This window comes from Paractinoplanes durhamensis (assembly GCF_016862175.1).
Taxonomy (GTDB): domain Bacteria; phylum Actinomycetota; class Actinomycetes; order Mycobacteriales; family Micromonosporaceae; genus Actinoplanes; species Actinoplanes durhamensis.
Map to the genome: position 1 here is coordinate 149,468 of NZ_BOML01000052.1, position 12,850 is coordinate 162,317.

The 12,850-nt window shown below is 71.7% G+C and carries 12 protein-coding genes; 2 read left to right on the plus strand and 10 right to left on the minus strand.

Annotation, left to right across the window (positions count from 1 at the left end; genetic code table 11):
• Positions 1-8 precede the first annotated feature (8 nt).
• The 6 genes from Adu01nite_RS32575 to Adu01nite_RS32600 all read right to left on the minus strand — a co-directional run bounded on the left by Adu01nite_RS32575 (position 9) and on the right by Adu01nite_RS32600 (position 6,874).
• Positions 9-1,217: an ABC transporter permease gene (locus Adu01nite_RS32575; protein WP_203732654.1), complete on the minus strand. Its 1,209-nt coding sequence runs from the start codon at positions 1,215-1,217 to the stop codon at positions 9-11.
• The gene (locus Adu01nite_RS32580; RefSeq protein ID WP_203732656.1) at positions 1,214-1,951 is read right to left on the minus strand and encodes an ABC transporter ATP-binding protein; all 738 of its coding nucleotides are present in this window, start codon (positions 1,949-1,951) and stop codon (positions 1,214-1,216) included. Before Adu01nite_RS32580 ends, Adu01nite_RS32575 begins: the two co-directional genes overlap by 4 nt.
• On the minus strand, positions 1,948-3,147 hold the full coding sequence (locus Adu01nite_RS32585) for an efflux RND transporter periplasmic adaptor subunit (RefSeq protein WP_203732657.1): 1,200 nt from the start codon (positions 3,145-3,147) through the stop codon (positions 1,948-1,950). The genes Adu01nite_RS32580 and Adu01nite_RS32585 overlap by 4 nt, the downstream gene beginning before the upstream one ends.
• A gap of 65 nt (positions 3,148-3,212) precedes the next feature.
• Positions 3,213-4,748 carry a sensor histidine kinase gene (locus Adu01nite_RS32590; protein ID WP_203732660.1) on the minus strand — a complete coding sequence of 512 codons (1,536 nt, stop codon included), beginning with the start codon at positions 4,746-4,748 and terminating at the stop codon, positions 3,213-3,215.
• On the minus strand, positions 4,745-5,500 hold the full coding sequence (locus Adu01nite_RS32595) for a response regulator transcription factor (protein WP_203732661.1): 756 nt from the start codon (positions 5,498-5,500) through the stop codon (positions 4,745-4,747). The genes Adu01nite_RS32590 and Adu01nite_RS32595 overlap by 4 nt, the downstream gene beginning before the upstream one ends.
• Positions 5,501-5,569: 69 nt before the next feature.
• Positions 5,570-6,874, minus strand: coding sequence for an efflux RND transporter periplasmic adaptor subunit (locus tag Adu01nite_RS32600; RefSeq protein ID WP_203732663.1), 1,305 nt, complete (start codon positions 6,872-6,874; stop codon positions 5,570-5,572).
• A gap of 189 nt (positions 6,875-7,063) precedes the next feature.
• Here Adu01nite_RS32600 and Adu01nite_RS32605 point away from each other — a divergent pair, with 189 nt between their 5' ends.
• The gene (locus Adu01nite_RS32605) at positions 7,064-7,672 is read left to right on the plus strand and encodes a hypothetical protein (RefSeq protein WP_203732665.1); all 609 of its coding nucleotides are present in this window, start codon (positions 7,064-7,066) and stop codon (positions 7,670-7,672) included.
• A 118-nt stretch (positions 7,673-7,790) separates the two neighbouring features.
• On the opposite strand, the gene Adu01nite_RS32610 is transcribed toward Adu01nite_RS32605, so the two are convergent.
• On the minus strand, positions 7,791-8,258 hold the full coding sequence (locus Adu01nite_RS32610) for a hypothetical protein (RefSeq protein WP_203732667.1): 468 nt from the start codon (positions 8,256-8,258) through the stop codon (positions 7,791-7,793).
• Between the two features lie 123 nt (positions 8,259-8,381).
• Positions 8,382-9,374: a LacI family DNA-binding transcriptional regulator gene (locus tag Adu01nite_RS32615; protein ID WP_203732669.1), complete on the minus strand. Its 993-nt coding sequence runs from the start codon at positions 9,372-9,374 to the stop codon at positions 8,382-8,384.
• Between the two features lie 36 nt (positions 9,375-9,410).
• Here Adu01nite_RS32615 and Adu01nite_RS32620 point away from each other — a divergent pair, with 36 nt between their 5' ends.
• A complete protein-coding gene (locus tag Adu01nite_RS32620; RefSeq protein WP_203732670.1) occupies positions 9,411-11,795 on the plus strand; it encodes a beta-glucosidase family protein in 2,385 nt (794 codons plus the stop codon).
• Between the two features lie 70 nt (positions 11,796-11,865).
• Here the strand turns inward: Adu01nite_RS32620 and Adu01nite_RS32625 are convergent, their stop codons facing one another.
• On the minus strand, positions 11,866-12,438 hold the full coding sequence (locus Adu01nite_RS32625) for a class I SAM-dependent methyltransferase (RefSeq protein ID WP_203732672.1): 573 nt from the start codon (positions 12,436-12,438) through the stop codon (positions 11,866-11,868).
• Positions 12,439-12,563: 125 nt separating this feature from the next.
• Positions 12,564-12,809 (minus strand): hypothetical protein, encoded by a 246-nt coding sequence (locus Adu01nite_RS32630; RefSeq protein ID WP_203732674.1) that lies wholly within the window; start codon positions 12,807-12,809, stop codon positions 12,564-12,566.
• Positions 12,810-12,850 lie beyond the last annotated feature (41 nt).

Sequence of the window (12,850 nt, forward strand, 5' to 3'; positions counted from 1 at the left end):
GCGGGTCCTCACTCGTAACGCAGCGCGTCGATGGGACGCAGGCGGGCGGCGCGGCTGGCGGGCAGGCCGCCGAAGAACAGTCCGATGGCGATGGACACGCCCAGGGCGAGCCCGACCGAGCTGGGCACGATCACCGGTTTGACCCCGACGATCTCGAAGCTGCTGCCGATCAGTGCGGCCGCGACGCCCAGGGCGCCGCCGATCACACTCAACAGGGTCGCCTCGATCAGGAACTGGGTGAGGATCACCCGCCTGGGGGCGCCGAGCGCCTTGCGGATGCCGATCTCCCGCGTTCGCTCGGTGACCGTGACCAGCATGATGTTGGTGATGCCGATGCCGCCGACCAGCAGGCTGATCGCGGCGACCGCGCCGAGCAGCGTGGTGAACGTGTCGGCCGTCGCGGTCTGCGTCTCCAGCAGCTGGGACGCGTTCTGGATCCGGTAGGGCGTGCTGGTCGTGCTGGTCGAGGAGGACGTGGCGGTCATCCGCTGGTCGAGGATCGTGGAGACCTCCGACTGCACCAGGTCGACCTTGTCCGGGTCCTTGGCCTCGACCAAAATCGAGCTGAGGGCGCCGTAGCCGGTGAGCACCTGACGGACCGCGCTCATCGGCGCCACCGCGGTGTCGTTGGCGTCGTTCTGGCCGGTGGAGCTCTTCTCGTCCAGCACGCCGACCACGGTGAACAGCGCGCCGCCCACGGTGACCTGCTTGTCGATCGGGTCGACGCCGGGGAAGAGTTCCTCGACCACGGTCTGGCCGAGCACCACGACCCGCCGGGCCTGGGCCTCGTCGTCGGCGGTGAACGCCGCGCCCTCGCCGACCGGGGTGTTCGACGCGGTGAACCAGCCGGGGGTGGTGCCGACGAACGAGTTGACGTCGTGGTCGGTGCCCTCGTAGGTGATCGTCGCGGACGAGCTGACCACCGGCGACACCGACTTCACGTCGGGGGCCATCGACTCGTCGGTGAGCGCGTCGGCCATCTCGGTGGTGAGCGCGGTGTTGGTCGACCCGCCGCGGCCGGCGCTCATCACCGTGATGGTGTTGGTGCCGAGCGCCTCGATCCGGTCGCTGATCGCCTTGGCCGACCCGTTGCCGACCGCGACCAGCAGAATCACCGCCGCGACACCGATCAGGATGCCGAGCATGGTGAGCGAAGACCGCAGCTTGTTGGCGCTGAGACCGCGAAGTGCGAAGCGCACTACCTCTTGGAAGCTCATTGGGCGTGCCGTCCTGCGAAGGCGCCCACCGGCGGCTGGTGGAGCGGCGACTGCCGGTTGTCCTCGACGATCTTTCCGTCGACCAGGCGGATCAGCCGCTTGGCGCGGGCGCCGACCTCCGGCTCGTGCGTGATGATCACGATGGTGCGGCCGGCCGTGCTGAGCTGGTCGAAGACGTTGAGAACGTCCTCGGTGGAGTGGCTGTCGAGGTTACCGGTCGGCTCGTCGGCGAGCAGCAGGGCCGGCTCGGTGACCAGTGCCCGGGCCACCGCGACGCGCTGCTGCTGACCACCGGAGAGCTGGTTGGGCTCGTGCCGGGCACGGTCGGCGAGGCCGACCACCCCGAGAGCGGCGAGGGCCCGGCGGCGGCGTTCCTTCGGCTTCACCCCGGCGTACGCGAGGGGAAGCTCGACGTTCGCCACCGCGGAGGTCCGCGGGATGAGGTTGAACGCCTGGAAGATGAAGCCGATGAGCCGGTTACGGGCCAGGGCCAGCTGCCGGTCGGCCAGCTTGCTCACGTCCACGCCGTCCAGGTGGTAGGTGCCGGACGACGGCACGTCGAGCGCACCGAGGATGTTCATCAGGGTCGACTTGCCGGAGCCGGACGAGCCCATGATGGCCACGTAGTCGCCCCGCTCGACGACGAGCGACACCCCGTCCAGGGCGCGTACCGTCGCCTCGCCCTCGCCGTAGATCTTTCTGAGGTCGTGGACCTCGAGGACCGGCCGGCTCATCGCGGTCCACCGCCGGTGCCGCCACCGAAGTTGCCGGTGCCGCCGCCGGGGGCGCCGCCGCCACCGAAGTTCCCGAAGCCGCCCTGATTGCTGTTGGTGCTGGTCGTCGTGGTCTTCAGGACGACCTGCTCGCCGGCGGTGACCCCGGAGGTGATCTGGGTGGCCTCGTCGCCCTCGAGCCCGATCTCGACCTGCCGGGTCTCCTGGGCGCCGTTGGCGACCACGGTCACCGAGTGCCGGGTGCCGACCGTGGTGACGGCGGCCGAGTTGACGAAGGTCGCGTTCTCCACGCTGCCGGTGGTGACCGAAACCGACACGGTCTGGCCGACCTTGGCGCCGGTCGGCACCTTGTCCAGGGTCAGCGTGACCCCGTAGGTGACCACGCTGTTGCTGGTGGTCGCGGACGGGTCGATCGCGGTGACCTTGGCGGCCGCGGCGGTGCCGGACAGCGCGTTCCAGGTGACCTGGGCGACCTGCTTCTCCTTGAGCTTGGTCGCGTCGGCCTCGGCGAAGGCCGCGGTGACCTGCATCTTGGTCAGGTCGGCGATCTCGACGAAGCCGGACGAGGAGGACGACGAACTGCTCGAGGACGAGCTGCCGCCGCCCTGGCTGCCGCCGCCACTGCTGCTGCCGCTGGACGAGGAGCCGGTGCCGGAGGACGAGCTGCCGAGCGTGCCGCTGACCGCGGTGACGGTGCCGGCCATCGGGGCCTTGAGCACACAGCCCTCGACCCCGGCCTCGGCCGAGTCGACCGCGAGCTGGGCCTGTTCGACCTCGTTCTCGGCGCTGGAGGTGTCCGACCCGGCGGTCTCGGCCCGGTCGAGCGAGTCGTTCGCGGCGTCCAGGTCGGCCTCGGCGGCGTCCAGGGTGCGCTGCGCGTCGGCCGGATCGACCTTCGCGAGCACCTGCCCCTTCTTCACCACCGATCCGACCTTGACGTTGATCGCGGTGACCGTTCCGCCGGTCACGAAACTGGCGGACGCCGTGCTCGCGCTCTCGACGGTTCCGTCGGCGGTCACGGTCTTGGTGACCGTGCCCGTCTGGACCGCCACCGAGCGGACCGAGGCGTTGGCGGCCGTCGTGGTGTCCGGTCCTGACAGGGTCTCGTACGCCCAGAAGGCCCCGGCGACGAGGGCGACTCCGAGGGCGGCGTTGACCGCCACTGTGGGACGTCGCAGGTTAAGGCGCGCTGGCATGCGGGACACTGTGGTGGGGCGGCCTGGGAGGATCTTCGTCGGAAGCTCGGAGCCAGCTCGGAATCTCACGGCGCGTCACCGGAAGTGGGCAGCAGCACCCGGAAAGTCGACCCTCCCCCGCGTGGCGCGTCGAGTTCCACCCACCCTCCGTGACCGTGAACGATCGCCGCGACGATGGACAGCCCGAGACCCGATCCGCCGCCCTTGCCGCGGGTGCGGCTGGAGTCCGCCCGGTAGAGCCGTTCGAAGACCCGCGGCGCATGCGACGGCGGCACACCGGGCCCGTCGTCGGTGACCTCGAAGACGGCCAGCGGCAGGCCCGGACGCACGGTGGCCGGGCCGGACAGCACGGTGGTGGCGTGCGGCGGCCGGGCCGCGAGACGGCCGACCCGGACGGTGACCTGGGAGCGGGCCGGGGTGTGCTGCAGGGCGTTGGCGACCAGATTGGTGGCCACCTGCCGCAGCCCGTGCTCGTCGCCGAGCACGGTGGCCGGCTCGAACGTGTCGGTGTCGTCCTCCAGGCCGGCCAGCTTGACCGGCCGGCCGGGGACCCGGGCGTGCGCGTCCCGGATGGTGTCGGCGGCGATCTCCAGCAGGTCGACCGGGCGCAGTGCGGGCGGCCGTTGCCGGTCGAGGCGGGCCAGCATCAGCAGGTCCTCGACCAGGACACCCATCCGGCCGGCCTCGCCCTCGATCCGGCTCATCGTCTCGTCCAGCGCCGCCCCCGGGGGTGCGCCGCCCCGCCGGTACAGCTCGGCGAAGCCGCGGATCGAGGTGAGCGGGGTGCGCAGCTCGTGCGAGGCGTCCGCGACGAACTGGCGGAGCCGCTGCTCGCTGGCGGTGCGGGCGTCGACCTCGGCCTCGATCCGGGTGAGCATCGAGTTGAGCGCGACGCCGAGCTTGCCCGGCTCGGTGTGCGAGTCGGTGCCGGCGACCCGGCCGGAGAGGTTGCCGGCCGAGATGTCGGTGGCGAGCCGTTCCATCTCGGTGAGCGGGCGCAGGCCGAGCCGCACCACGAACCACGCTCCCCCGGCCAGCAGGGCCAGCACCAGCGCGGACACGCCGGCGTCGATGAGCAGGAGCTGGTCGGTGGTCTGCTGCACCTCGGAGAGCGAGACGCCGATGACCGCGTAGCCGCCGCCGGCCGTGTCCGGCACCGGCACGGCGATCACCCGGAAGTCGGCGGCGGCGCCGGTGCCGTTCAACGTGTACGGCTTGGCGGTGGCGGCCCGGGCCTTGACCTCGGCGAACTCCTCGGCGTTCGGGAGCGGCTTGTCGCTGGTGGTGCTGGTGTAGCTGCGCGTCGCGTTCAGCGAGCCGTCCGCGTTGTAGACGTACACCAGCTGGTCGGGGCCGATCCGCTGGAAGCGGCCCCGGGGGAAGTAGTTGGTGCCGATCGGGCGGTCCTCGGCGAACGGCCGGGCCATCCCGCTGAGCTGGTCGTCGATCCGGCCGAGCAGGTAGGTGCGGATCAGCACCAGCCCGGCGATGTTGGCGACGAGCAGCGCGACCGCGGCGAGCGCGGCCACCACCAGGACGAGGCGGGACCGCAGGGTCCAGTGGCTCCACTGCCGCGGCCGCCAGCGGAGCCGGGAGGTCACTCCTCGCCGCCGCGCGGCAACCGCAGCGCGTAGCCGACACCGCGGACGGTGTGGATGAGCGGCGGGTCGGTCTTGTCGATCTTGCGGCGGAGGTAGTAGACGTACGACTCGACGATGCGGCCGTCGCCGCCGAAGTCGTACTTCCAGACCCGGTCCAGGATCTGCGCCTTGCTGACCACCCGGCCCGCGTTGATCATCAGGTAGCGGAGCAGGTTGAACTCGGTCGGCGACAGGTCGATCAGGCGACCGGCCCGGCGCACCTCGTGCGCGTCCTCGTCGAGCTCCAGGTCGGCGTAGCGCAGCACCCCGGTGTCCGCGGCCGGCGCCTCCAGCTCGGGCTGGCTGCGCCGCAGGATCGCCCGGATCCGGAGCACGACCTCCTCCAGGCTGAACGGCTTGGTGACGTAGTCGTCGGCGCCGGCCGAGAGGCCGGAGATCCGGTCCTCGACGGCGTCGCGGGCGGTCAGGAAGAGCACCGGCACCCGGCTGCCGGTGGCGCGCAGCCGCTTGGCGACGTCGAAGCCGTCCAGGTCGGGCAGCATCACGTCGAGCACGACCAGGTCGGGCTCGAACTCCTCCACCGCCACCAGGGCACGGTGGCCGGAGTCGACCACCCGGACATCGAACTCGACCAACCGGAGCGTGGCGCTGAGCAGGGCCGAGATGTTCGGCTCGTCGTCGACGACCAGGACCCGGGCGGTCCGCGCGGGCGGTTCGCCGAGCGCGACTGAGGAACGGGAATCAGATAGCACCCGGAATGAGTATCAACGCTACCTAGGAATTCCCTATGAATCGTGCGAGAGCGAGCTGTACACCCGCTGTCACCAAGATCGGGTCACTTCATCACCCTCGGTGAGACCGGTGGTGATCTCGGTGTACTGGTCGCCGCGCAGGCCGACCCCGACCTCGGTCTGGGTGCCGTTCTTGAGCACCGTCCCCTTGTCGCCCTGGACATTGTGCACCGCGGTGCTGGGCACCCGGAGCACGCCGGTCTTCGAGCCGGTGGTGATCTTCACCGATGCGCTCTGGCCGACCAGCAGGTCCTCCGGCGCCTCGTCGAAGGAGAGCAGCACGCCGTAGGTGACCATGGTGCCGTCGCTGGTGCCGGTCGGGTCGACCTGCACGACGGTCGACTTGAACTCCTTGCCCGCCCGGTCGGCCAGGGTGACCACACCCTTCTGCTTCACCGCGAGACGGTCCGCGTCGGCCTCCGGGAAGGCGGCGCTGATCTGCATGTCGTACACGTCGGCGAGGGTGATGAACGTGGAACCGGCGCTGACCTGGCTGCCGACCTTGCCGCTGACGCTGATGATCCGGCCGGCGATCGGCGCCGTGATGGTGGCGCCCTCGAGCGCCTCCTCGGCCTCTTCCAGGGTGGTGTTGGCCTGCGTCACCCGCTGCTGGGCGCTGAGGATCGAGTCGGTGCTGCTGCTCTGCCCGCCCTGCTGGCCGCCACCGCTGCTGCTGCCGCCGGAGGTGGTGCCGGAGCAGCTGCCGCTCCCACTCCCCGTGCCACTCCCGGTGCCGGTCTTTCCGCCGCTGCCCTTGGTCGTGGTCGGTGCGACGGTCGCCGTCCTGGTCGCGGTCGCCGTGGCGGTCGCGGTGGGCGACGTGGTCGCGGTGGCCGTCGGCGAAGCGGTTGCCGTCGGGGTCGGCGACGTGGTCGGGGTAGTGGTGCCGCCCCGATAGGCCGCGGCCACGTTCGTCCCGCACGTGCTGGCGGTGGTGGACGTCTTCGACGCGTTCGCCTTGGCGGTGGCCAGGGCGTCCTCGGCGTCGTCGAGGGAGGTCTGCGCGTCGTCGACGGCCTCGGCCGCATCCGTGTCGTCGACCTTCGCCAGCGTCTGACCGGCGGTGACGGTGGTGCCGGCCCGGACGGAGACGCTCTCCACCTCGGACGCCACCGCGAACGACAGACTTCGCGTCTGCGCCGGCTGCAACGTGCCCGTGGTGGCCACCTCGGTGGTCACGTCGCCGCGGTCGACCGCCACGGTGGCGGCCGCCTTCGGCTTCTCGGTGGCGTCCGCGGTCAACGCGTGCACCACCCCGTACACGATCAGTGCGAGCACGACGACAGCCGCAGCGACCCAGATCCAGCGCCGTCGACCGGCCAGAGCTTCACCCATGGCGGGGAAGTGTTCCCGGTCGTCCTCGCCGATTGCTCGGTCCTGGCTCGGAGTTGGCTCGGAGCCAAGATCGCCGGGCACAGCTCTGACACAGCCTCTCCGAGCGAACTCCGAGGATCTCCCGACATTCTGTGCAGGTTGTCCGGGTTGGGTGGGCCCCCGACATCCGTGCCGAGGAAAGAAGGCATCGTGCGCAAGGTCAGTTCGAAGGCGCCCCGCCGGGCGGCGGCGCTGTTCGTCGCGTCCGCAGCCGTGCTCCTGGTCGCCGCATGTGGCGGCGGCAGTTCGGACGATTCCTCGAACAGCGGGAACGGCAACGGCAACGGCAACACCGCGTTCGCCGCCTACCAGGAGTGCCTGGCGAAGAACGGCGTCACCATCACGATGCCGTCGCGTGGTGCGCGCAACGGCGCGTCGGGCGGTCCCGGCGAGGGCGGCTTCCCCGGTGGCGGCCCGTCCGGCAACCCGTCCGCGATGCCCCGGCCCTCGGGCAGCGGCGGCCCCGGTGGTGGTGGCTTCCCGGGCGGCGGCATGGGCGGCTTCCAGAAGCCCGACAACGTGGACGACGCGACCTGGCAGAAGGCGCAGGAGGCGTGTGCCTCGGTCCGGCCCTCGTTCGGTGCCGGGCGCAACGGCGGCGGTGGCAACGGCCGTAACGCCGCTTATCAGAACTGCTTGAAGGAGCACGGCGTCACCGCGAGCGCCGGCGACCTCGACACCTCGGACGCCACCGTCAAGAAGGCGATCGAGACCTGCAAGGTGCTGCAGCCGCAGGCCAGCGCCACCCCGACCGCCTGAACGGGCGGTGATCTCCGCGTCGCCGGTGCCGTATCCCCCGTAACGGCATCGGCGACGCGGCCTGATTTCCGGGTCGTTCGCGACGTGGCCCCCGGCCGCGAGCGGCCCGGGTTCACGGTCAGTGCCGGTCCTGTTCGTTGAGCTGGGCCCAGCGGCCGGCCATCAGCCGTCGGCGGCAGGCCACCAGGTGGCTGGCGAGTATCGCCGGCTGACCGCCACGCACGCAGGCGTCGGCACCGGCGGTGAGCACGCCGGCCACCGTCTCGGCCGGGGCGGCGTCGTCGACCAGCGCGATCACCTGGGTCCGGCTCGGCAGCAGCCGGCGGGCCAGGACGACGTCGCGGACCGTGGCGCCGGCGAACAGCACCAGCTCGTCCGCGGTGACATCGTCGAGGTCGCGGGAGAACCGCACCGACCAGCCGGCCGGGAGGTGCTGGGCGAGGCCGTTGACCCGGCCGGGCGCCCCGAGCACCGCTACCACCGGGCGCGGGCCCGCGGTGGGCAGGCTGGCCGGGTTGAGCGGGAGGTCGGTCGCGGTGGCGCTGAAGTCACGGGCTTCGGTGTGGCGGTTGAGCTGCACAAGCATGGCGGACCCCCTGGTGGGCGGTGTTTCTCGGGTACCTTCACCATTCGCCGGTGAGCTGGGGCACCGATGTGCCGCGCCTGTGCGTTTCATGTACGCCAAAATCAAAGTAAAAGAAGTCGGTGATCAAGCACTCTCGCGCTTGATGACATGGACCAGGGCCTCCGCGGGCAGGGTCGGCGCCGGGTGCTCGTTGATCGCGGCGACCACCGTCGCGGACAGGTAGGCGGCGACCGCGGCCTGGTCGGTGGTGACGGTGGTCAGCGCGGGCACGGCCAGGCGCGCGGCCGGGATGTCATCCACGCCGATCACGGCAGGACCGTCAATTCCCAGCAGCCGTACGCCGGCCAGCACCGCGAGCGCTACCTCGTCGTTGTAGGCGCACACCGCGGTGACCCCGGCCGCGTGCCAACGGCGTACCGCAATAGTTGCCTGCTCCGCATCCAGCGCGACCGTCTCGCTCGCCGGACCACCCACCCGGCTCTCCCGGCATTCGGCGCGGACGCCGGCCAGCCGCGGCTCCGCGAAGATCCGCACCCGCTCGTCGTCGGGCCAGGCGTAACCGATCTTCCGATGCCCGGCGGCGATCAGGTGCCCGGCCTGCCGCCGCCCGATCAGCTGTTGCGGCATCTCCAGCTCGCGCCGGTCCTGCGGCCCCCGGCCGAGCAGCGCGACCACCAGCGCGACCCCGGCCGCGCGCATCGCGGTGATCTCCCCCGGCGAGAAGTCGGCGAAGGCGATCACCGCGGCCGGCGTGATCGCCTTCCAGATCTCGCTGATCGGCCGGTCCTCCCGGTTGCCCGGGTGCACGACGAAGGTGAAGCCGTGCCGGGCCAGCGCGGTGGACAGGTTGCCCAGCATCGAGCCGACCTCGGGCCCGATCGGCCAGTCCGGCAGCAGGCAGAGCACCACGTCGGAACGGCCGGTACGCAGCGCGCGGGCGGCGGCGCTGGGCGCATAGCCGAGGCGGGCGGCGGCGTCGAGAACCCGGGTGCGGGTGGTCGGCGAGATGGTCTGCCCCGGCGTGTCGTTCAGGACGTAGCTGACGGTGGCCCGGGAGACGCCGGCCACCCGCGCGACGTCGGCGCTGGTGACCCGCTGGGCGGTGCGTTCGGCCATGATGACAACCTTACTTACACGTGTAACCATGGGGCCATGCCCACCGACGACATCGCCCCGTTCGTCAAGTCGCTGGATCTGCCCGCCAAGGTGCGGCTGCTCACCGGCGCCACCGCCTTCACGCTCGCCCCCGAGGAGTCCATCGGCCTCGGCGAGCTGCGTTTCTCGGACGGCCCGACCGGCGTGCGCGGCCTCAAGTTCTCCGGCGGCCGGGTCGTGTCGCTGTTCCCCAACGCCACCCTGCTCGCCTCGGCGTGGGACGAGGACACCGCCTACGAGGTCGGCCGGCTGCTCGCCGAGGAGGCGATGGCCCAGCAGATCCACGTGGTGCTCGGCCCGACGATCAACCTGCATCGCAGTCCGCTGGGTGGCCGGCTCTTCGAGGCGTACTCGGAAGATCCGTTGCTGACCGGCCGCCTGGCCGCCGCCTACGTGCGGGGTTTGCAGGAGTCCGGGATCGCCGCGTGCCTGAAGCACCTGGTCGCGAACGAGTCGGAGACCGACCGCAACACGGTGGACAGCGTGGTCGACGAGAAGACGCTGCGCGAGCTCTACCTGCTGCCGTTCGAGATGGCCCTCGACGCGTGGACGATGATGGCCGCCTACAACGACGTCAACGGCGTCGCCGCCACCGAGCAGCACCACGTGATCAACGAGATCGTCAAGGACACGTGGGGCTACCGCGGCCTGGTGATGTCCGACTGGTTCGCCACCAAGACCGCCGCGCCGGCGGCGAACGGCGGCCTCGACCTGGTCATGCCCGGCCCCGCCGGCCCGTGGGGCGACGCCCTGGTGGCGGCGGTGCAGTCCGGTGAGGTCGACGAGGCCGTGATCGACGATCACCTGGACCGCCTGCTGCTCCTGGCCAAACGGGTGGGCGCGCTGGGCGCGGAGAGGTCCTGGCCGTCGTCGCTTCCGGCGCCGGATTCGGGCGTACGCCGTGACCAGCTCACCCGCCTCGCCGCCACCGGCATCACGGTCCTGAAGAACGACGCCGACGTGCTGCCGTTGTCGCCCACGTCGTCGGTGGCGCTGATCGGCCGGCACGCGGTCGAGACGATCGACATGGGCGGCGGTTCGGCGCAGGTCAACCCGCCGTACCAGGTGAGCGTGGCCACCGGCCTCGGTGAGCTGCTGGGCGACCTCACGGTGGTGGACGGGGTCGAGGTCCGGACCCGCCCGGTGCCCGCCCGCGACGGTTTCCTGACCGACCCGGCCACCGGCGATCCCGGCATCAGGGTCGTCCTCTACGACGCCGCCGGCCAGGAGCTGGAGCAGCGGTTCTGTGCCCAGGCCAGGACGATGGTCGGCATGGACGACGATTTCCCCGAGTCGGCGACGACCGCCGTCCTGTCCGGAAATATCGCCGTATCCGGCGAGGTGGAGCTCGGGGTGCTCGGCGTCGGCGACTGGAAGGTCGCCGTCGCCTCCGCTTCCGCCGCTTTGTCCTATTCGCTGGAGGCCAGCGGCAGCGGCTTCGGCGAGGAGGTCCTGACTCCCCCACTGCGCACCGACCGCTTCACGGTGGCGGCCGGCGACCTGTTCACCGCGACCGTCACGCTGACCACGCCGATGGGCCTTTTCGGTCTGATCGGCCGCGCCGCCTCCCGCGAAACGGTGGACGTGATCGACGAGGCGGTGCGCGCCGCGGCCGGCGCCGACGTGGCCGTGGTGGTCGTCGGCCTGACCGAGGAGCAGGAGACCGAGTCGGTCGACAAGTCCACACTGCACCTGCCCGGCGCCCAGGACGCCCTGGTGGAGGCGGTGGCCGGCGCCGCCCGCCGCACGATCGTGGTGGTCAACGCGGCCACCCCGGTCATCATGCCGTGGCTGTCGAGGGTCGACGCGGTGCTGTGGGCCGGCCTGCCCGGCCAGGAGGGCGGCCACGCGATCGCCGCGGCCCTGCTCGGCACCATCGAACCGGCCGGCCGCCTGGTGACGACGTTCCCGGCCGCCGACGCGGCGACACCGGCATGGTCGGTGACGCCGGTGGACGGCAAGCTGCCCTACACCGAGGGCACGTTCATCGGCTACCGGGGCCACTTCGCCGGACGGGCCGCCGAGCCGGCGTTCTGGCTGGGCCACGGCCTGGGTTACGGCAAGTGGGAGTACACCGACGTACGCCTGATCACCGGCGACGCCCCCGCCGTAACCGCAACGGTGACCAACGTCGGCGCGCACCCGAGCCGCGAGATAGTCCAGGTCTACCTGCGCCCGGTCGAGCCCGACGAGCCGATCCGCCTCGTGGGTTGGACCGCCGTGAACGTCGCACCCGGGGAGTCGGCGAGGGTGGTCGTCCAGACGGACAGCCGCTTGTGGCGCCGGTGGGACACCAACTCGGGATCGTGGTCCCGCCTGGCCGACGGCGGCGAGTTCCTGGTGGCCAGAGGCTTGGGCGACATCCGCGCAACCGTGTCCTGACCGGCCGGTCCCGGCGTCGCACGGCGCCGGGACAGCGGCGGCCGAGCCGCCGCGCGCGAAGCTGCGCGGCTCAACGGAAGGCGAACAGACGCCCGGTCGCCGTCGCCGCTCCGGCGGTGGCGGTGGCGGTGGCGGTGGCGGTGGCCAAGCGCGACATGCCGACTCGGAATCCTGCGTCGTCCGGCGCGGTGAAAGCCAGTTCCTCGAAGCCCTCGGCGACAAAGCACGCCCGGACCTCGGCGCTCGGGTCGGCGGCGACATCTCCCCGGCCCCGGGTCCAGATCACGACACCGCCCGGCGCCAGGAAGGACGGGAACGCGGCGACCGTGCGCCGCATGTCCCCGGGGCTGATGTTACCGAAGACGCCGCAGGCCAGCAGCACGTCGACCGGCACGACGTCGCGGTACGCAACCGGATCTCCGGCGTCGGCGGTGCGCACCTCGACGCTCGGCAGGCCGAGCGCCTCCGCCGCGAGCCGAGCCCGCCCGGACAGCGCCGGGTCGAGCTCCACCAGCACCGCACGCACGTCTCGGCCGCCCGGATGCGCCGCCAATGCCGGAAGCACGTCCCGGCCGTCACCCGCACAGAGGCTGACCAATCGCCCCGGCCTGCCGTCCAGAGCCGTCGTGAGATAGCGCTGCACGACGACGAGCCGGCGCGCCTGGGACGAACCTGATACCTCGTAAGCCTCATGCCACTGAAGCCAGTCCCGGCCACTCATCCAGGCATTCAAGCATCCGAGCCCGGCATCAGGCATGGCCGCACCGGCTACTCATCCTCCGACCGACGCCGCCCGTCGCACGGTCGCGGGCGTTCGATCTCCTCGGCGGCCCGTCGCTCGGCGTGGACTCCCGTTGCACCCGGCACCTCGCTGTCGTGGATCGGCTGTTCGAGTTCCCAGGCCCGGGTCTGTGCCAGCACCCCGCCCCCGACCGGCCCCGGCGGCGCGGGCCGGCGGCGGAAGCACCGCCGGAACAGTCGGCTGAGCAGCCCCACGTCTCCCCCTCGCACCACGCAACGATCATGAAAATAGTGCTGGTGACGGGCGTGGGCTC